The organism is Pseudomonas atacamensis (assembly GCF_017167965.1).
GTDB lineage: Bacteria > Pseudomonadota > Gammaproteobacteria > Pseudomonadales > Pseudomonadaceae > Aquipseudomonas > Aquipseudomonas atacamensis.
Genome location: NZ_CP070503.1, coordinates 3,639,347 through 3,657,250 on the forward strand (window position 1 = coordinate 3,639,347; position 17,904 = coordinate 3,657,250).

The following is a 17,904-nucleotide window of genomic DNA, read 5'->3' on the forward strand; positions in this document are numbered from 1 at the left end:
CTCTCAGGAATCTGCACCATGGCTTCTTTACTGCCCTTTCTGCTGTTTGCTTTCGTCGCCTCGATCACTCCGGGGCCGACCAATATTCTGGTGCTGAGCCACAGTTCGCGGCGCGGATTGATTGCCACGTTGCCGATCATCTTTGGCGCCTGTGCGGCGGCGGCGCTGATCGTGCTGGTGGTCGGGCTCGGCGCTGGCGAAACCCTGTTGCGCTTTCCGCGCGTGCAGCAAGCGATGGCCTGGGCTGGCGTGCTCTGGTTGAGCTGGCTGGCCTGGCAGATCTTTCGCAGTACGCCGCCGTCGCTGGACCCAAATGCTGCACAGGAACAAGGCTTGAGCGTCTTCGGCGCGGCGCTGCTGCAACTGGTCAATCCGAAGGTGTGGATGATGGCTGTGGCCGTGGTCAGCGTATTCGTTGGCGGCGGCGACAAGACGCTGCGCCTGCTGGTGTTGTCGCTGGCATTTCTGCTGGTGTCGCTGCCGTGCATGACGCTCTGGGCGCTGCTCGGCGTTGGCAGCGCGCGGTTGCTCAGCTCACCGCAAGCGTTCAAGCGAATGAACGCGGCACTGGCCCTTCTTCTGCTGCTCTCGGCCTGGCTGGCCGTGTTGGTCTAATGCCCGGTGGCTTGCCGGTATTCGCGTGGTGTAAACCCGGTCGAGGCCTTGAACTGACGGGTGAAAGCGCTGTGATCGGTGTAGCCGCATTGCAGCGCAACCTCGGTAATCGGCAAGTCGCTGTGCAGCAATCGATGCGCGTGTTCCAGGCGGACTTTCTGAATCATCTGCCGTGGCGTCAGGTGGAAAACGCGTTTGCAATAGCGCTCCAGTTGCGCCACGGATATCCCGGCGATCCGCGTCAGTTCACCCAGCGTCACCCGCCGGTTGAAGTTGCCGCGGATGTATTCATCGACCGCCGCCAGGCGCTCGAACGCCGGGTGGGTTTCGCTGGCTGACTGCAAATCCACCGAGATCCCCACCAGGCCGATGATCGTCCCGTCACGGTTGTAGATCGGCCGCTTGTGGGTCAGGCACCAGCCCGGCTCGCGACTGCCATACAGGTGCAGTTCGAGCTGATCCTCCAACACGAAACCTTCCTCCAGCACCTTGCGATCCTGCTCGGTGTAACCAGGGCCCAACTGCGCCGGGAACACTTGCGCGCTGGTCTTCCCCAGCAACGGGCGCAGGTCCTTCAAGCCACAACGCTGCACCAGCGTGCGATTGGCCAGCACATAGCGCGCTTGCAGATCCTTGATGAAGATCGCCGCATTGGGGATCACATCGAATATCGGCAACAGCTGCGCGGCACCGGCGACCATCTCTTCGAGGGTCTGCGCACGCAAGCCGTCAGTGCCCTGGCACAGGATCGAAAACGCTGACTGCATCAAAGACTTCCCCTCGAGCTGAACCACCGCAAATGTCACTCGCCAGCAGATTGCAGCAACGTCGCGGCCCTGTCGAGGCCGCGCATTCATCGGCGCCATTGTGCTGAATTCGTCATCGATCCCGGCATAAAACATCAATCGCCGCCGCTGCCGAGCAGTGCAAAGTCTGCTCGTCCACGTGACACAACTGCCTATCCAATAACTCACAAGAAGGCGATGCCATGTCAGGCCAAGGCAAGTTCAAAAAACAGCTTTCATTGATCGACCTCACCTTTATCGGACTCGGCGCGATCTTCGGCTCCGGCTGGTTGTTCGCCGCCAGCCATGTCTCGGCGATTGCCGGTCCGGCGGGGATTTTTTCCTGGTTGCTGGGCGGTTTCGCCGTGTTGCTGCTGGGCATCGTCTACTGCGAACTGGGTGCGGCATTGCCCCGCGCTGGCGGCGTGGTGCGCTACCCGGTTTATTCCCACGGCCCGCTGCTCGGCTACCTGATGGGCTTCATTACGCTGATTGCGTTTTCCAGTCTGGTGGCGATCGAAGTGGTCGCCTCGCGCCAATACGCGGCGGCGTGGTTTCCCGGCTTGACCAAGGCTGGCAGTGGCGATCCGACGATCCTCGGCTGGCTGGTGCAGTTCGGCCTGCTCTGCGTGTTTTTCCTGCTCAACTACCGCAGCGTGAAGACCTTCGCCAAGGCCAACAATCTGGTCAGCATGTTCAAATTCATCGTGCCGCTGCTGGTGATCGGCGTGCTGTTCACCTTCTTCAAACCGGAGAATTTCCAGGTTCAGGGATTCGCTCCATTCGGCCTGTCCGGCGTGGAGATGGCGGTCTCTGCCGGGGGGATCATCTTTGCCTACCTGGGCCTGACGCCGATCATTTCCGTGGCCAGCGAAGTGAAGAATCCACAGCGCACCATTCCCATCGCGCTGATTCTCTCGGTGCTGCTGTCGACTCTGATCTACGTGCTGCTGCAAATGGCCTTTCTCGGCAGCATCCCGACTGAGATGCTCGCCAACGGCTGGGCCGGTATCAGCAAGGAATTCGCCCTGCCCTATCGCGACATCGCCCTGGCGCTCGGTGTCGGCTGGCTAGCCTATCTGGTGGTCGCCGATGCGGTGATCTCGCCGAGCGGCTGCGGCAACATTTACATGAACGCAACGCCGCGCGTGATCTACGGCTGGGCGCAGACCGGCACTTTCTTCAAGGTCTTCACCCACATCGATGAAAAGTCCGGCATCCCGCGTCCGGCGCTGTGGCTGACTTTCGCCCTGTCGGTGTTCTGGACCCTGCCATTCCCGTCGTGGGAAGCGCTGATCAACGTGGTCTCCGCCGCGCTGGTGTTGAGCTATGCGGTGGCGCCTGTATCGGTTGCGGCGCTGCGCCGCAATGCGCCGGACATGCCGCGCCCGTTCCGGGTCAAGAGCATGGGCCTGCTCGGGCCGGTGTCGTTCATCATCGCCGCGCTGATCGTCTACTGGTCGGGCTGGAACACCGTGTCATGGCTGCTCGGCCTGCAAATCCTGATGTTTGTCATCTATCTGTTCTGCGGTCGTTTCGTGCCCACCGCCCATCTGAGTCTGGCGCGTCAGGTGCGCTCATCGGCGTGGCTGATCGCCTTCTACGCGGTGACCATCGTGCTGTCGAAACTCGGCACCTTCGGTGGCCTGGGCATCCTCACCCATCCGTTCGACACGATCGTCGTCGCCGCTTGCGCCACCGGTATTTACTACTGGGGCGCAGCGACCGGCGTGCCTGCCCATCTGCTGCGCCTGGACGACGAGGACGAAGAAAGCGACAGCCCTGCGCCCTCGTCCACCGTCAGCGCCCGCCCTGCCGGCGCCTACTGAAATCATCCAACGGGATCTCTTCATGAAACGAGTACACGTCATTGATTCCCACACCGGCGGTGAGCCGACACGGCTGGTGATGAGCGGCTTCCCCGAGCTGTCCGGCAACAGCATGGTCGAGAAACGCGACGCCCTGCGCAGCCAGCACGACCAGTGGCGCCGCGCCTGTCTGCTCGAGCCACGCGGCAACGATGTGCTGGTCGGCGCGCTCTATTGCCAACCGGTGTCGCCTGATGCCACCTGCGGGGTGATCTTCTTCAACAACGCCGGATACCTGGGCATGTGCGGCCACGGCACCATCGGCCTGATCAATTCGTTGCAGCATCTGGGGAAAATCCAGCCGGGCGTGCACAAGATCGACACGCCGGTGGGGCAAGTCAGCGCGACTTTGCATGACGATGGCTCGGTCACCCTGGGCAACGTGCCCGCCTACCGCTATCGCAAACAGGTACCGGTGGAGGTGCCGGGTTATGGCCGCGTGGTCGGCGATATCGCCTATGGCGGCAACTGGTTTTATCTGGTCTCCGAGCATGGCCAGAGGTTAACGATGGACAACGTCGAACACCTGACTGCGTACACCTGGGCGATGCTCAAGGCGCTGGAAGACCAAGGCATTTGTGGCGAAGACGGCGCGGTCATCGACCACATCGAACTGTTCGCCGATGACGATCAGGCTGACAGCCGCAACTTCGTCATGTGCCCCGGCAAAGCCTATGACCGCTCACCATGCGGCACCGGCACCAGCGCCAAACTTGCCTGCCTGGCCGCCGACGACAAGCTGCAACCGGGCGCACCGTGGATCCAGGCGAGCATCACCGGCAGCCAGTTCGAAGGCCGCTTCGAATGGGAAGGCGAACGCATTCGCCCGTTCATCACCGGCCGCGCCTACATGACCGCCGACAGCACCTTGCTGATCGACGACAGCGACCCGTTCGCGTGGGGCATCTGAGCCGCCACGCCGATTTTTCACTTCGAATCAAACGAAATGCCAAGGAGTTGAATCATGAGCGACAACATCTTCACCGGCTGCATGCCGGCCCTGATGACCCCATGCACCGCCCAGCGCAAACCAGACTTCGATGCGCTGGTGGCCAAGGGACGCGAGCTGATCGATGTCGGCATGAGCGCCGTGGTCTACTGCGGCTCGATGGGCGACTGGCCGCTGCTGACTGAAGCCGAGCGTCAGGAAGGCGTGGCGCGGCTGGTCGCTGCCGGGGTGCCGACCATCGTCGGCACCGGCGCGGTGAATACCCGTGAAGCGGTTTCCCACGCAGCGCATGCGGCGAAAGTCGGCGCGCAAGGCTTGATGGTCATCCCGCGCGTGCTGTCCCGTGGCGCTTCGGCGACGGCGCAAAAGGCCCACTTCGCCGCGATCCTGCAAGCCGCACCGAACTTGCCGGCGGTGATCTACAACAGCCCTTATTACGGCTTCGCCACCCGCGCCGATCTGTTTTTCGAACTGCGCCGCGAGTACCCGAACCTGATCGGTTTCAAGGAATTCGGCGGCGGCGCGGACCTGCGCTACGCGGCCGAGAACATCACCTCCAAGGATGACGACGTGACGCTGATGGTCGGCGTCGACACGCAAGTGGTGCACGGCTTCGTCAACTGCAACGCTACCGGCGCCATTACCGGCATCGGCAACGCCCTTCCTCGCGAAGTGCTGCAACTGGTGGCGCTGAGCAAGCAGGCCGCGCAAGGCGATGCCAAGGCCCGGCGCCAGGCGCGGGAACTGGAGTCGGCGCTAGCCGTGCTGTCATCGTTCGACGAAGGTTGCGATCTGGTGCTGTATTACAAGCACCTGATGGTGCTCAACGGCGACAAGGAATACACCCTGCACTTCAATGAAAGCGACGTGCTGAGCGACTCGCAACGGCGCTATGCCGAGAAGCAGTATTCGCTGTTCCGTCACTGGTACGAAAACTGGTCCGCCGAGCAGAATTTCGCCTGACTACTACCTGCCGCGAGTCAAAACGATTCGCGGCAGGCCTCGCTCATTTCACAGGAAGACACCATGACTCTGACGGGCAACATGCTGATCGGCCAACAATCCGTGGCGGGTACGCGTCCGGCCTTTCGCGGGATTGATCCGGCGACCAACCAGGCACTTGAACCGCAGTTCGCCGGGGCATCAGCCGAACAGGTGGAACAGGCCTGCGCCCTGGCCTGGGCGGCGCAAGATGCGTATCGCGAAACCAGCCTGAGCGCCCGTGCGGCATTTCTCGAAAGCATTGCCGAACACATCGAAAACCTTGGCGATGAACTGATCGAACGCGCCCACGCCGAAACCGGTCTGCCGCCTGCACGCCTTCAGGGCGAACGTGGCCGCACCTGCTCGCAATTGCGCCTGTTCGCCCGCACGGTGCGCGCGGGTGAATGGCTGGACGTGCGCGTCGACAGTGCGCAACCGCAACGCCAGCCACTGCCGCGCTCCGACTTGCGCCAGCGGCAGATTGCCTTGGGGCCGGTCGCGGTGTTCGGCGCGAGCAACTTTCCGCTGGCATTTTCCGTGGCCGGCGGCGACACCGCCGCAGCACTGGCGGCCGGTTGCCCGGTAATCGTCAAGGCGCACAGCGCCCATCCGGGCACCAGCGAACTGGTCGGCCGCGCAGTGGCGCAAGCGGTCAAAGCCTGCGCTCTGCCCGAGGGCGTGTTTTCCTTATTGTTCGATTCTGGCTACGAAGTCGGCATCGCATTGGTCAGCGACTGGCGCACCAAAGCCGCTGGTTTCACCGGCTCGCGCACTGGCGGTCTGGCCTTGATGAAAGCTGCGCAAGCGCGGGCCGAGCCGATCCCGGTGTATGCGGAAATGAGCTCGATCAACCCGGTTTTGCTGTTTCCCGCCGCGCTGGAAAATCGCGCGCAGGCGCTGGCCGAAGGGTTTGTCGCGTCGCTGACATTGGGCGCCGGGCAGTTCTGCACCAACCCGGGATTGCTGATTGCCCGCAAAGGCCCGGCGCTCGACGGGTTTCTCGACGCAGTGGCTGAACTGATCCCGCGCAGCGCGGCGCAAACCATGCTCACACCCGGCATCTTCGGCGCCTATCAAGCAGGCGTGACGGCTCTGCAAGGCAATCCCCGTGCACGCGCGGTAGCGGTTGGCCAAGTCGGCGGCGGCCCGAATCAGTGTCAGGCGCATGTCTTCAGCACCGATGCAGCGGATTTTCTTGCCGATCAAAGCTTGCAAGCCGAGGTCTTCGGCGCGACAGCGCTGATCGTGCAATGCAGCAGTGACGAAGAAATCCGTCAGGTCTGCGCACATCTGGAAGGCCAACTGACCGCGACCCTGCACATGGATGACGCCGACCTTGCACTGGCGCGTACGTTGCTGCCAACCCTCGAGCGCAAGGCCGGGCGCCTGCTGGTCAATGGCTGGCCGACCGGGGTGGAAGTCTGCGATGCAATGGTGCATGGCGGGCCTTACCCGGCAACCTCGGATGCGCGCAGCACCTCGGTGGGCACTGCGGCGATCCTGCGTTTCCTGCGGCCGGTGTGCTATCAGGATTTCCCCGACAGCTTGCTGCCGACGGCGCTGCAACAGACCAATCCGCTCAACCTTCGGCGCTTGCTCGATGGTCAACGGGAAGCGACACGCCATGGCGAATAACCCTTCGCACGACATCGCCGTGGTCGGCGCTGGAATCATTGGCGTGGCTTGCGCACTGCGCCTGGCGCGTCAGGGTTTGCGCGTGGTGGTCATCGATCAGCAGGAACCGGGGCATGGCGCTTCGTTCGGTAATGCCGGGCATCTGGCCACCGAGCAGGTATTTCCGATTGCAGACGTGTCGATCCTCAAGCGTTTGCCGGCCATGCTCATGGACCCGATGGGGCCGCTGCGCCTGGACTGGAAATACCTGCCGCGCGCCCTGCCGTGGTTCACCCGCTTGCTGCTGAATCTGCGGCCTGAGCCATTTCAGAAAACCGTCGCAGGCCTGCGCGCGCTGAATGAAAGCAGTCTCGACGCGTGGCAGCGCTTGCTCAGCGATATCCAGCGCCCGGATCTGCTCAAGGTTGACGGCTCGTTACTGGTCTTCGAAAAACCTGAATCGCGGCAATTGCTCGAAGCCTTGCAGGCACGCCTGCATCAGCAGCAGGTGCCGGTGGATTACTGGCAGGCCGGGGCGATCCGCGAAACGGCGCCGCAACTCAGCGAACAGATTCAGGGCGGACTGTTTTTCCCGCGCACAGGGCATTTCCTTGATCCCTATCGGGTGGTCTGCGCACTGGTCGAAGCGGCTCGCAGCAGCGGCGTGAGTTTTCGCCAGCAGCAGGTTCAGGGCGGCTACGTGCAGGAGAACGGTGTTTTATTAGTGACCGGTAATGGCGGGGTAACGGCCAGACGCGTGTTACTGGCCTGCGGTGCGCATTCGGCGAAACTGACTGCCGCGCTGACTGGCAAGCAGGTACCGTTGGACACCGAACGTGGCTATCACCTGATGCTGCCCCACGAGCATGATCGCCTGCCCTTCCCCGTCACCTCACTGGAACGCAAATTCATCATGACGCCCATGCGCGATGGCCTGCGCCTGGCCGGCACAGTCGAGTTCGCCGGGCTGGAGCGGCCAGCAAACATGGCACGCGCCTGGCAATTGCAGCGCCTGAGCCAAGGTCTGTTTCGCAAGGACCTGAACGCTGATGCCGCGACGCCGTGGATGGGCTTTCGCCCGTCGCTGCCGGATTCGCTGCCGGTGATCGATCAGGTTTGCGACGGCAAGGTCCTGCTTGCCTTCGGTCACCAGCATCTGGGCCTGACTCAAGCGGCGCTGACGGCGGAATTGATCGGGCAGATGGTCTCAGGCGCCGCTCTCGCGCTGCCGAGTGTCGACGCCTACCGACTGGCACGTTTCTAAGCGTGCTTCAGCGCGTCGCCGTGATGCATGGCCAGGTGGCCGGTCTTGTCGCTCTTGACCTCGTACTGCGGCGCGTCTTTCGAAGCCGGCCGGTGGCGGCCCATGAACTCGGTGTCGCGGGTGTGCACCTTGACCACTTTGCCGTGAATCTCGCCGGCCTCGGATTTCCAGCGCACCGCATCGCCGACTTTGAATGAACTGCTCATCATTGCCTCCTCGCCTCTGGCTGTTGGTTTATGGAGCCGCGCGCGTCGGAGAAATTCCGCTTTTTTGAGAGGCGACCGAAGGCAGGCAAAAAAATCGAACGGCGAAAATCGCCCGCACCTCCAACTTCCACGAGCCATAGAAAACGGCAATGACGAGGTGTGAGATGAACAACGATCAAGGCAAGCAAGGTGACGATCCGCTCCCAACCACGCCCGACCCGCTGAGTCCGGGGCGTACAGAGGTCGATCCGATGAAGGAACGCGGCATCGACGAACTGCCCGACAACGAGGGCGAAATCCCGCTGGATGATGACGATACCGGTCTGGATCCGGAGCGCGTACGTCAGGAAACCGATAACGCCGAGATGGACGACCAGCCCAATCCGCGTTGAGCCTGAAAAGGCAGCCGTCGCCATGCGGCTGCCTTTCGGTTGCGCAGTCAACAGCAGAATCAGGCAAGCATTTCACAGAAATGCACTACTTCGCGCTCCGCCCTAGGCGCAACAATGGGCGTCCGACAACCCCATGGAGGATGCTCACATGCTCGTACAAGCCTATGGCGCCCACGCTGGCGACAAACCTCTTGAACCGATGCAGATCAACCGCCGTGCCCCGGCGGCGCACGACGTGCAGATCGATATCGCCTTCTGCGGCATCTGCCATTCCGACTTGCATCAGGTGCGCGCCGAATGGGCTGGCACGCAATTCCCCTGCGTGCCCGGCCATGAAATCGTCGGCCGCGTCTCGGCGGTTGGCGATCACGTCAAAAACTACAAGGTCGGCGATCTGGTCGGTGTCGGTTGCATCGTCGACAGCTGCCAGCACTGCGATGACTGCGAATCCGGTCTGGAAAATTACTGCGACGGCATGATCGGCACCTACAATTTCCCGACCCCGGACGCACCGGGCTGGACCCTCGGCGGTTACTCGCAAAACATCGTCGTGCACGAGCGCTATGTGTTGCGGATTCGTCATCCCGAGGCGCAACTGGCCGCCGTCGCGCCGCTGCTCTGCGCCGGCATTACCACCTACTCGCCGCTGCGTCAGTGGCGCGCTGGCCCTGGCAAGAAAGTCGGCGTGGTCGGCATCGGTGGCCTGGGCCACATGGGCATCAAACTGGCCCACGCCATGGGCGCCCATGTCGTCGCATTCACCACTTCCGAATCCAAGCGTAAAGCGGCTAAGGCACTGGGCGCGGACGAAGTGGTGGTGTCACGCAATGCCGAGGAAATGGCGGCACACACCAAGAGCTTCGACTTCATCCTCAATACCGTCGCAGCGCCGCACGATCTCGACGCGTTCCTGGTTCTGCTCAAGCGCGACGGCGCGTTGACCCTGGTCGGAGCGCCCGCATCGCCGCATCCGTCGCCGAACGTGTTCAACCTGATCACCAAGCGGCGCACCATTGCCGGTTCAATGATCGGCGGCATTCCCGAAACTCAGGAAATGCTGGATTTCTGCGCCGAGCACGGCATCGTTTCCGACATCGAATTGATCCGCGCCGACCAGATCAACGAGTCCTACGAGCGCATGCTCAAGGGCGACGTGAAATACCGCTTCGTCATCGACAACGCAACCCTCGCCGGCTAAGCGCCAACGTCCATCGGCAGCGCCGTGCTGCCGATGGCTTGAGGGATTCCATCGGCGCGATTTGACAGCGCCCGCGTTGCTCGCCAGAGTCGCACCCCTTTTTCCACCGCTGGGTGAACGGGGTCGCCATTGAATCAACAGACATTGTCCATGCGCCTGGAGCGCGTCGCTGCCCACGTACCGGTCGGCGCGCGGCTGGCGGATATCGGCTCGGATCACGCCTATTTGCCGGTTGCCCTGATGCGCCGAGGCCTGATTACAGCGGCGGTGGCTGGCGAGGTCGCGCGCACGCCGTTCCACGCAGCGCAACGCACCGTCAATGACAACGACCTGCACGGCCAGATCAGCGTGCGTCTGGCCGACGGCCTGGCGGCAATCAAACCTGACGACGCCATCAGCGCCATCACCCTGTGCGGCATGGGCGGCGAAACCATTCGCGATATTTTCGACAGTGGCAAAGCCCATCTCAGCGGCCACGAACGATTGATCCTGCAGCCCAACGGCGGCGAGCAAACGCTGCGCCAATGGTTGATGGACAACGGCTACCGCATCGTCTGTGAAGAGGTGCTGCATGAGAACCGCTTCGACTACGAAATCATCGTGGCCGAGCCAGCCGTTGAACCGCTGACTTACAACGCCAGAGAATTGTTTTTCGGACCGCTGCATCTGCAAGCACGCTGCCCGGCATTTCTGCACAAATGGCAACGCAGACTGAAGCAGCGGCAAAAGACGTTGGGGCAGTTTACGCGAGCGCGACAGGTTTTGCCGCAGGACAAAATTCATGCGCTGAGGCAAGAGATGCAGTGGATCAGCGAATTGCTCGGGTGACTGTGCCGCCCTCTTCGCAAGCAGGCTCCCACAGGAAATTGCATTTCTCCTGAGCGAACACAGTCAACTGTGGGAGCGAGCCTGCTCGCGAAAGCGGTGGGTCAAGCTATAGAGCAACCAAGTTGGCCGCAGCCGTCGGAAAAACAAAAAGCCTGCTGTTAAAAGCAGGCTTTTTCGTGGGTGATGAACTTACTTCTGCTGCGTCAGCGCCGAGTAGCTGTTCATCAGGTTGCGGTAGTTTGGAATGCGCTGCGACAGCAGGTTACCCAGACCTTCAATGTCGTTGCGCCAGTCGCGGTGCAGCTCACAGGCCACCGAGAACCAGTTCATCATCTGCGCGCCGGCCTGAGTCATGCGGCTCCATGCGGCTTGCTGCACGGTGGTGTTGAACGTGCCGGACGCATCGGTGACCACAAACACATCAAAGCCTTCTGCCAGTGCCGACAGGGTCGGGAACGCTACACAAACATCCGTTACCACACCGGCGATGATGATCTGCTTGCGCCCGGTAGCCTTGATTGCCTTGACGAAATCTTCGTTGTCCCAGGCATTGATCTGGCCAGGGCGAGCGATGTACGGCGCGTCCGGGAACATCTCTTTCAGCTCCGGTACCAGCGGGCCGTTCGGGCCTTGTTCGAAGCTGGTGGTGAGGATGGTTCGCAGGTCGAAGAACTTGGCCAGATCCGCCAGCGCCAGCACGTTGTTCTTGAACTCGTTCGGCGAGAAGTCCTGCACCAGCGAGATCAGACCGGTCTGGTGGTCAACCAGCAGCACGATAGCGTCGTCTTTGTTCAGGCGTTTGTAGGTTGGAGTAGTCATGGTGTGCGTCCCTTTTCAAGTTTGAAGTTTTGTTGTTGCGTTCAAGTTGGGTACAGATTACTGACGCACAGCAAAGGGATAAATCGGCTGAAAAGCGTTTCACCGTCCACTCAAACGGGACAATCATTCGAGGCCCGCTCTGATTAGATACACCACAGTACAAATGATGTACCTCAGCCCCCATTTATCAACTCGGCACAACTTCCTAAAGTCTCCTCCAACAGCCACCCGCCATCCTGACGGGCCAGCGACAGAGGAAATCATCATGAGCACATCGAAAAAAGTAGTTGTCATCACCGGCGCTTCGCAAGGCATTGGTGCAGGTCTGGTCGAAGGCTTTCGCGCCCTTGGCCATCAAGTGGTCGCTACTTCGCGCTCGATCAAAGAGTCGAGCGACCCGAATGTCCTGACCGTCGCCGGCGACATTGCCGATCCGCAAACCGCCGAGCGCGTGATTCGCGCCGCTGTCGCCCGCTTCGGTCGCGTCGATACGCTGGTCAACAATGCCGGGATCTTTCTGGCCAAGCCGTTCACCGCTTACAGCCAGGCGGACTATGCCCAGGTCGTGGCGACCAACATGAGCGGCTTCTTCTACATCTCGCAACTGGCCATCGCCGAGATGGAAAAACACGGCAGCGGCCACGTCGTTAGCGTGACCACCAGCCTGGTCGATCATGCAATCGACGGCGTGCCTTCGGTATTGGCGTCGCTGACCAAGGGCGGCATCAACGCCGCGACCAAATCCCTGGCGATCGAGTACGCCAAGCGCGGGATTCGGGTCAACGCCGTGTCGCCGGGCATCATCAAGACGCCGATGCACGCCGAGGAAACCCATCAGGCATTGGGCAGCCTGCACCCGGTCGGCCACATGGGCGAAATCGACGACATCGTGCAAGCGATCCTCTACCTCGACGGGGCAAATTTCGTCACTGGCGAGATCCTGCATGTCGACGGTGGCCAGAGCGCCGGCCATTGATCGAAACCCTGCAACGCCGCCGGTGGATACCGGCGGCGTCGTTGGTTGTGGTACACAGAGGATGAACGTCCGTCGATCCTCGGTGCGAGCCACAATGAAACGCCATTTTGAAGATTTGCAGTTAGGCAGTATCGAACTGTTCTGCCTGGCCGCCGAAGCCGGCAGCTTCACCGCCGCCGCGCAACTGGCCGGGGTCACGCCGGCCGCAGTGAGCCGATCGATTCTGCGTCTGGAGCAACGCCTGGGTTCGCGACTGTTCGCGCGCACCACGCGCAGCATCCGTCTCACCGACGCCGGCCGCAGCTTCTTCGAACAATGCAGCCAGGCGCTGACGCAACTGGTCGAAGCGCAGCAGGAAGTCATGGGCGCGCAGACTTCGCCATCGGGTCGACTGCGCATCAGCCTGCCAACCACCTACGGGCATCACCGCATCCTGCCGCTGCTACCGAAATTTCGCGCGTTGTACCCCGAGGTCACGGTCGACGTGCACTTGGGCAACCGCAATATCGACTTCGTTGAAGAGGGCTATGACCTGGCGATACGCGTGCGCGCGCAACCGGACTCGACCCTGATCGCGCGCCTGCTGGAAGACGCCGCCCTGGTGGTGGTCGCCGCCCCCGAATATCTGCATAGAGCCGGCACGCCGCAGACGCTGGACGATCTCATCGCGCATGAGTGCATCCAGTTCGAATTGCCCAGCAGCGGGCGGCGGATTTCCTGGCTGTTTCAGGAAAACGGCCGGGACCTGGAAGTGATTTCCGACGGTGGCTATTCCTGTTCCGACGATGTGCTCGGCGGTGTGACGCTGGCCAAGCACGGCGCCGGGCTGTTTCAGACTTATCGTTTCATCGTCGAGCAGGAACTCGCCGATGGTCGCCTGATGGAAGTGCTGCAACCGTACGCCGGACGTTCGCGCCCCTACACCCTGCTCTACCCGCACGGCCGCTATGTGCCGCAACGGGTGCGGGCGTTTGTGGATTTTCTGCTGGGGTTTCGTGAGCAATGGGCAGGACCCGCGCGGTAATCAACCGGTCTGACGCAGGCGGCTGAGTTCCTTGGACGGCGGGCAGCCGAACTGGCGGTTGTATTCGCGGCTGAACTGCGAAGCGCTTTCGTAGCCGACGCGGTAACAGGCGCTCGAGACGTCCAGCCCTTCATTGATGATCAGCCGCCGCGCCTCTTGCAGGCGCAGCTGTTTTTGATATTGCAGCGGGCTCATCGCGGTGACGGCTTTGAAGCGGTGATGCAGCGCCGAGTTGCTCAGGTTGGCCACCTGCGCCAGCGCGTCGATACGCAGCGGCTCGGTGAAATTCTTGTTCAGCCAGTCGATAGCGCGCGTGACCCGGTGGGTCTGCGAATCGCTGACGGCGATTTCATACAGCAGATGCCCGTGCTGGCCGCGCAGCAGACGGTAATACAGCTCGCGCAAAGCCATCGGCGCGAGCATGCCGATGTCGCGTGGATTATCCAGCAGGCGCACCAGACGCAGCATGGTATCGAGCAATGTCACGTCGATCTTGTCGAGAAACATGCCGCGACCGGCGTCCTGTGGCATGCCGGTCAGCGGCGACTCGGCAATCAGTTGCGTCAGTTGTGCCGGATCGAAATCCAGCCGTACGCAAAAATACGGCGCCTCGGGCGAGGCTTCGATCACCCGTCCCGACACCGGCAATGTCACTGACACCACCAGATAATTCAGCGGGTCGTAGAGGAAGCGCTCATCACCCAGCCCGACTTCCTTGCGCCCCTGCACGATCAGGCACAGCGCTGGCCGGTGCACAACGTGAATCAGCTCGGACGGGCCATCGAGACGGATCACGTGCAGCGGCGCAATCGCCGTTTCGTAGGTGCCTGGCGCATCGAAGCGTTGAGTCAGCAAGCGCACCAGTTCGGCGCGATACACCGCCGTGTCGTGGAGGATGGAAGCGTCGTGGTTATCCATGCAAAGGGCCTCGAAAGCAGACGAAGGTGGGTCAACTGCGGAGGAAGATTAGCCAGTTTTACCCAGCGGCGACTAGATCAAAGATGCTGCAGATTTGCCTGATTCTGCGTGCTCGTCTTACTGGCAAAGCCATGGGCGCGTTATCACACGCGCCCTTGGCTTCTCACCCGACTATCAACCCGCCGTTACCGTCATGCCGCCATCGGCCATGACCACCGAGCCGACCATGAAACTGGCGCGGTCGGAGGCGAGGAAGGTGACGATTTCGGCGATTTCTTCCGGTTGCGCCGCCCGACCGATTGGCGCTGCTTCGCCGTGCTGCGCGAGGAAGCCAGGGCCGTCCTCGACCACATCGTTGAGAATATTGGTCACCACATCGCCGACGCCGATGGCATTGACGCGAATGCCGTGTTCGATGACTTCCAGGGCCAGCGTACGAGTCAATTGTGCCAGCGCACCTTTGGAAGCGGTGTAGGCGGCAATGGTCGGGAAGGCAAAGTACGAGGCATAGGAAGCGATATTGACGATCGCCCCGGACTTGTTCGGGATCATCGCCTTGACCGCTTCGCGACAGTGCAGGAAGGCGGCCGTGGCATTGACTGCCTGGATCTTTTCCCAGTCGTCGCGGCTCATGTCGATCACGGCTTTGTTGATAATGATCCCGGCGTTGTTGACCAGAATATCCAGGCGCCCGAACTGCTCGACGGCAAGGCCGACTGCGCGTTCGGCGGCGCCGTCCTCGGTGATGTCCGCCACCAGCGGCACCAGATCGGGACGAGCCAGTTCTTCGACAGCCGGGTTGAGGTCTTCGGCAATCACCTTGGCGCCGCGAGCGTGCAGCATCAGCGCAATCGCCTTGCCGATGCCACTGGCCGCGCCAGTGACCAGTGCAACTTTACCGGCGACTTCTTGTGGCAGGGTGTGGTTGAAATCAGTCATGGTTTAACTCCTCGATAGCGAATCGGTGTTGCGCCTGATGGCGCGCTCGTAAACACGGCTTCACTGTCGCGCACTGGCCGCCGCCGGGCTTTCGGGCGATTGCCGGGACTGTCGGAGTTTTGCGCTGGAATTTCTCATTCGCCCGCCCTAACCTGCAAAATCATTCTCAGCCAAAGCTTTTGATGGAGCGTTCTGTGCCCCCTGCCAGCCCTGCTACGCCGACAATCAGCCAGCCCGCGCGCATCGCTGCCGAAGCCATGCCGGAGCATCTGCCCGGTGTTGCGGAAACGACCACGCCGCGGCCGCAGATCAAGGATGCAGTGGTGCAGCTGTTCCGCCATCAAACCCTGCTTGAGCCGATCCGCGTGCCGTGCGTGGCCGAACCGCTGCTGGTGCTGGTATTGGCCGGCACTGCCCGGGTCGAAGAACGTTCGTTGGGCGGAGAATGGCAGGCGAGCCAGGTCACGGCGGGCGACTTCTTCCTGACCAACACCCGCGAACCCTATGAAATGCGCTGGCAAACCGAAGGCTGTGAGGTCTTCGAAGTCATGCACCTCTACCTCGGTCTGGGCCTGATCGAACAAGCGGCGCGCGAAGCGTTCGGCGAACAGGCCGGTGCAGTGACGTTTGTCGATGTGTCCGGTGCGCGTGACGAGCAGGTCAGCTTCATCCTTGAGCAACTGCGCATCGAACTCACACAACAGCGCCAGCCCAGCGCACTGCTGGTGCACAGCCTTGCTCAGGCGTTGGCGATCCATCTGCTGCGTCATTACCTCGACCCGGACAGCAACCCGCGCCGCGACAACGCCCTGCCCGCCTACAAACTGCGCCGGGTGATCGAAGCCATGAATGCGAATCTGGCGGAGGATTTCAGTCTCAGTCATCTGGCCGCCATCGCCGGGCTGAGCGACTACCACTTCAGCCGCACCTTCAAGCGCGCCACCGGTTTATCGCCCTCGCAATACTTCATCCGCCTGCGCATGAGCCGCGCGCGTCATCTGTTGCTGGAAACCGCCCACAGCGTGATCGACATCGGCCTGGAGGTTGGCTACTCCAGCCCCAGCCACTTTTCCCAGGTGTTCCGCCGTGAAGTCGGCGTCACCCCGAGCGCCTACCGCGATGCGCCACGCGGGGCCTGAAACCTGTCGAAAAGCGACGCAGCAGAATTGGGCAAATCCCGTGGAGGAATCGATTAATAGCCCATGCGCCCCCGCACTTAATCTTCTTCCAAGCCCACTCACGGGCACACAGAAGAGGACGACATCATGCTGAACATTCAAGACAAAGTGATCGTGATTACCGGCGCCAGCAGCGGCATCGGAGAAGCAACCGCACGCCTGCTCGCCGAACGTGGCGCCAAAGTGGTGTTGGGCGCACGGCGCACCGAGCGTCTGGCCGTGATTGCCGAAGAGATCAACGGCGCCGGTGGCCACGCGCAGTTCCGCGCACTGGACGTCACCGATCAGCAGGATGTGCAGCGCTTCGTCGATTTTGCCGTGGAGCACTACGGCCGTGTCGATGTGCTGGTCAATAATGCCGGGGTCATGCCGTTGTCGCGGCTGGACGCGCTGAAGGTCGATGAGTGGAACCGCATGATCGACGTCAACATCCGTGGCGTACTCCACGGCATCGCCGCCAGCCTGCCGTTGATGCAGCGCCAGCGCGCCGGGCAGATCATCAACATCGCCTCGATCGGCGCTTACGCGGTCAGCCCTACTGCGGCGGTGTACTGCGCGACCAAATACGCCGTACGGGCGATTTCCGAAGGCTTGCGTCAGGAGGTGGGCGGCGATATCCGCGTCACCGTCATCGCACCGGGCGTGACCGAATCGGAACTGGCCGAGAGCATTTCCGATGAAGGCGGCCGCGAAGAGATGAAGTCATTCCGCAAGATCGCCATCCCCGCCGAAGCCATCGCCCGCGCGATTGCCTACGCCGTCGAACAACCGGCGGACGTGGACGTCAGCGAACTGATCGTACGCCCAACGGCGAGCCCCTACTGAGACCCGGAGTCAATCTGTGGCAGCGAGCCTGCTCGCGAAAGCGGTGGTTCAGCGGGCAAAGAGGTTGAATGTGCCGCCGTCTTCGCGGGCAAGCCCGCTCCCACATGGGGTTGTGGCACCGCCAGATCACTGGTCAACACGGAACATTGTGGGAGCGAGCTTGCTCGCGAAAGCGGTGGATCAGCCGGCAAATATGTTGGATGTACCGCCGTCTTCGCGAGCAGGCTCGCTCCCACAGAGGTTGTAGCACCACCAAATCATTGGTCAACACGGAACATTGTGGGAGCGAGCTTGCTCGCGAAAGCGGTGGATCAGCCGGCAAAGATGTTGAATGTACCGCCGTCTTCGCGGGCAAGCCCGCTCCCACAGAGGTTGTAGCACCACCAAATCATTGGTCAACACGGAACACTGTGGGAGCGAGCTTGCTCGCGAAAGCGGTGGATCAGCCGGCAAAGATGTTGAATGTGCCGCCTTCTCGAGCAGGCTCCCACAGGGAATCGCGGTGCCGCTGACGAAACGGGC

General features: G+C 61.8%; 18 protein-coding genes. 13 read left to right on the top strand and 5 right to left on the bottom strand.

Annotation, left to right across the window (positions count from 1 at the left end):
• Positions 1 to 18 precede the first annotated feature (18 nt).
• A complete protein-coding gene (locus JWU58_RS16445; RefSeq protein ID WP_110645804.1) occupies positions 19 to 615 on the top strand; it encodes a LysE family translocator in 597 nt (198 codons plus the stop codon).
• Here JWU58_RS16445 and JWU58_RS16450 read toward each other — a convergent pair.
• Positions 612 to 1,382 (bottom strand): AraC family transcriptional regulator, encoded by a 771-nt coding sequence (locus JWU58_RS16450; RefSeq protein ID WP_123441723.1) that lies wholly within the window; start codon positions 1,380 to 1,382, stop codon positions 612 to 614. The two genes, JWU58_RS16445 and JWU58_RS16450, sit on opposite strands and share 4 nt — an antisense overlap.
• 221 nt (positions 1,383 to 1,603) lie before the next feature.
• Here JWU58_RS16450 and JWU58_RS16455 point away from each other — a divergent pair, with 221 nt between their 5' ends.
• The 5 genes from JWU58_RS16455 (at position 1,604) to JWU58_RS16475 (ending at position 8,079) form a co-directional block, all read left to right on the top strand.
• Complete coding sequence (locus tag JWU58_RS16455; protein ID WP_206420553.1) at positions 1,604 to 3,229, top strand: APC family permease; 1,626 nt, start codon at positions 1,604 to 1,606, stop codon at positions 3,227 to 3,229.
• Positions 3,230 to 3,251: 22 nt separating this feature from the next.
• Positions 3,252 to 4,178, top strand: a complete 927-nt coding sequence (locus tag JWU58_RS16460) for a 4-hydroxyproline epimerase (protein ID WP_039763195.1) — start codon at positions 3,252 to 3,254, stop codon at positions 4,176 to 4,178.
• Between the two features lie 54 nt (positions 4,179 to 4,232).
• Entirely contained in the window at positions 4,233 to 5,180 is a 948-nt protein-coding gene (locus JWU58_RS16465; protein WP_110599051.1) for a dihydrodipicolinate synthase family protein, read from the top strand.
• Positions 5,181 to 5,243: 63 nt separating this feature from the next.
• Positions 5,244 to 6,836, top strand: a complete 1,593-nt coding sequence (locus JWU58_RS16470) for an aldehyde dehydrogenase (NADP(+)) (RefSeq protein ID WP_206420554.1) — start codon at positions 5,244 to 5,246, stop codon at positions 6,834 to 6,836.
• Positions 6,826 to 8,079: an NAD(P)/FAD-dependent oxidoreductase gene (locus tag JWU58_RS16475; RefSeq protein ID WP_206420555.1), complete on the top strand. Its 1,254-nt coding sequence runs from the start codon at positions 6,826 to 6,828 to the stop codon at positions 8,077 to 8,079. The genes JWU58_RS16470 and JWU58_RS16475 overlap by 11 nt, the downstream gene beginning before the upstream one ends.
• Here the strand turns inward: JWU58_RS16475 and JWU58_RS16480 are convergent.
• On the bottom strand, positions 8,076 to 8,285 hold the full coding sequence (locus JWU58_RS16480) for a hypervirulence associated TUDOR domain-containing protein (RefSeq protein WP_136494225.1): 210 nt from the start codon (positions 8,283 to 8,285) through the stop codon (positions 8,076 to 8,078). The genes JWU58_RS16475 and JWU58_RS16480 overlap by 4 nt on opposite strands.
• A 164-nt stretch (positions 8,286 to 8,449) precedes the next feature.
• On the opposite strand from JWU58_RS16480, the gene JWU58_RS16485 reads away from it, so the two are divergent.
• The 3 genes from JWU58_RS16485 (at position 8,450) to JWU58_RS16495 (ending at position 10,703) form a co-directional block, all read left to right on the top strand.
• Positions 8,450 to 8,677, top strand: a complete 228-nt coding sequence (locus JWU58_RS16485) for a hypothetical protein (RefSeq protein ID WP_110645810.1) — start codon at positions 8,450 to 8,452, stop codon at positions 8,675 to 8,677.
• A gap of 148 nt (positions 8,678 to 8,825) precedes the next feature.
• Entirely contained in the window at positions 8,826 to 9,875 is a 1,050-nt protein-coding gene (locus JWU58_RS16490) for an NAD(P)-dependent alcohol dehydrogenase (RefSeq protein ID WP_206420556.1), read from the top strand.
• 129 nt (positions 9,876 to 10,004) lie between these two features.
• Positions 10,005 to 10,703, top strand: coding sequence for a tRNA (adenine(22)-N(1))-methyltransferase (locus tag JWU58_RS16495; protein ID WP_338139252.1), 699 nt, complete (start codon positions 10,005 to 10,007; stop codon positions 10,701 to 10,703).
• Between the two features lie 189 nt (positions 10,704 to 10,892).
• Here JWU58_RS16495 and ycaC read toward each other — a convergent pair whose 3' ends face one another.
• Positions 10,893 to 11,522 carry an isochorismate family cysteine hydrolase YcaC gene (gene ycaC, locus JWU58_RS16500; RefSeq protein ID WP_206420557.1) on the bottom strand — a complete coding sequence of 210 codons (630 nt, stop codon included), beginning with the start codon at positions 11,520 to 11,522 and terminating at the stop codon, positions 10,893 to 10,895.
• A gap of 265 nt (positions 11,523 to 11,787) precedes the next feature.
• On the opposite strand from ycaC, the gene JWU58_RS16505 reads away from it, so the two are divergent.
• Positions 11,788 to 12,498 (top strand): SDR family NAD(P)-dependent oxidoreductase, encoded by a 711-nt coding sequence (locus JWU58_RS16505; protein ID WP_125926049.1) that lies wholly within the window; start codon positions 11,788 to 11,790, stop codon positions 12,496 to 12,498.
• A 94-nt stretch (positions 12,499 to 12,592) separates the two neighbouring features.
• A complete protein-coding gene (locus JWU58_RS16510; protein WP_073475254.1) occupies positions 12,593 to 13,522 on the top strand; it encodes a LysR family transcriptional regulator in 930 nt (309 codons plus the stop codon).
• On the opposite strand, the gene JWU58_RS16515 is transcribed toward JWU58_RS16510, so the two are convergent.
• Positions 13,523 to 14,440, bottom strand: coding sequence for an AraC family transcriptional regulator (locus tag JWU58_RS16515; protein WP_073475257.1), 918 nt, complete (start codon positions 14,438 to 14,440; stop codon positions 13,523 to 13,525). It abuts the gene before it with no gap.
• 174 nt (positions 14,441 to 14,614) lie between these two features.
• Positions 14,615 to 15,379, bottom strand: a complete 765-nt coding sequence (locus JWU58_RS16520; RefSeq protein WP_016774231.1) for an SDR family NAD(P)-dependent oxidoreductase — start codon at positions 15,377 to 15,379, stop codon at positions 14,615 to 14,617.
• A gap of 182 nt (positions 15,380 to 15,561) precedes the next feature.
• Here JWU58_RS16520 and JWU58_RS16525 point away from each other — a divergent pair, with 182 nt between their 5' ends.
• Positions 15,562 to 16,518: a helix-turn-helix domain-containing protein gene (locus JWU58_RS16525; RefSeq protein WP_404940239.1), complete on the top strand. Its 957-nt coding sequence runs from the start codon at positions 15,562 to 15,564 to the stop codon at positions 16,516 to 16,518.
• A gap of 126 nt (positions 16,519 to 16,644) precedes the next feature.
• A complete protein-coding gene (locus JWU58_RS16530) occupies positions 16,645 to 17,382 on the top strand; it encodes an SDR family oxidoreductase (protein ID WP_024012510.1) in 738 nt (245 codons plus the stop codon).
• The last annotated feature ends 522 nt before the right edge of the window (positions 17,383 to 17,904 follow it).

What these genes read in the sequence shown, in the direction of transcription:
- JWU58_RS16445 (WP_110645804.1), top strand. Translation starts at nt 19, where the DNA reads ATGGCTTCTTTACTGCCCTTTCTGCTGTTTGCTTTCGTCGCCTCGATC.
- JWU58_RS16450 (WP_123441723.1), bottom strand. Translation starts at nt 1,382, where the DNA reads ATGCAGTCAGCGTTTTCGATCCTGTGCCAGGGCACTGACGGCTTGCGT.
- JWU58_RS16455 (WP_206420553.1), top strand. Translation starts at nt 1,604, where the DNA reads ATGTCAGGCCAAGGCAAGTTCAAAAAACAGCTTTCATTGATCGACCTC.
- JWU58_RS16460 (WP_039763195.1), top strand. Translation starts at nt 3,252, where the DNA reads ATGAAACGAGTACACGTCATTGATTCCCACACCGGCGGTGAGCCGACA.
- JWU58_RS16465 (WP_110599051.1), top strand. Translation starts at nt 4,233, where the DNA reads ATGAGCGACAACATCTTCACCGGCTGCATGCCGGCCCTGATGACCCCA.
- JWU58_RS16470 (WP_206420554.1), top strand. Translation starts at nt 5,244, where the DNA reads ATGACTCTGACGGGCAACATGCTGATCGGCCAACAATCCGTGGCGGGT.
- JWU58_RS16475 (WP_206420555.1), top strand. Translation starts at nt 6,826, where the DNA reads ATGGCGAATAACCCTTCGCACGACATCGCCGTGGTCGGCGCTGGAATC.
- JWU58_RS16480 (WP_136494225.1), bottom strand. Translation starts at nt 8,285, where the DNA reads ATGAGCAGTTCATTCAAAGTCGGCGATGCGGTGCGCTGGAAATCCGAG.
- JWU58_RS16485 (WP_110645810.1), top strand. Translation starts at nt 8,450, where the DNA reads ATGAACAACGATCAAGGCAAGCAAGGTGACGATCCGCTCCCAACCACG.
- JWU58_RS16490 (WP_206420556.1), top strand. Translation starts at nt 8,826, where the DNA reads ATGCTCGTACAAGCCTATGGCGCCCACGCTGGCGACAAACCTCTTGAA.
- ycaC (WP_206420557.1), bottom strand. Translation starts at nt 11,522, where the DNA reads ATGACTACTCCAACCTACAAACGCCTGAACAAAGACGACGCTATCGTG.
- JWU58_RS16505 (WP_125926049.1), top strand. Translation starts at nt 11,788, where the DNA reads ATGAGCACATCGAAAAAAGTAGTTGTCATCACCGGCGCTTCGCAAGGC.
- JWU58_RS16510 (WP_073475254.1), top strand. Translation starts at nt 12,593, where the DNA reads ATGAAACGCCATTTTGAAGATTTGCAGTTAGGCAGTATCGAACTGTTC.
- JWU58_RS16515 (WP_073475257.1), bottom strand. Translation starts at nt 14,440, where the DNA reads ATGGATAACCACGACGCTTCCATCCTCCACGACACGGCGGTGTATCGC.
- JWU58_RS16520 (WP_016774231.1), bottom strand. Translation starts at nt 15,379, where the DNA reads ATGACTGATTTCAACCACACCCTGCCACAAGAAGTCGCCGGTAAAGTT.
- JWU58_RS16525 (WP_404940239.1), top strand. Translation starts at nt 15,562, where the DNA reads ATGGAGCGTTCTGTGCCCCCTGCCAGCCCTGCTACGCCGACAATCAGC.
- JWU58_RS16530 (WP_024012510.1), top strand. Translation starts at nt 16,645, where the DNA reads ATGCTGAACATTCAAGACAAAGTGATCGTGATTACCGGCGCCAGCAGC.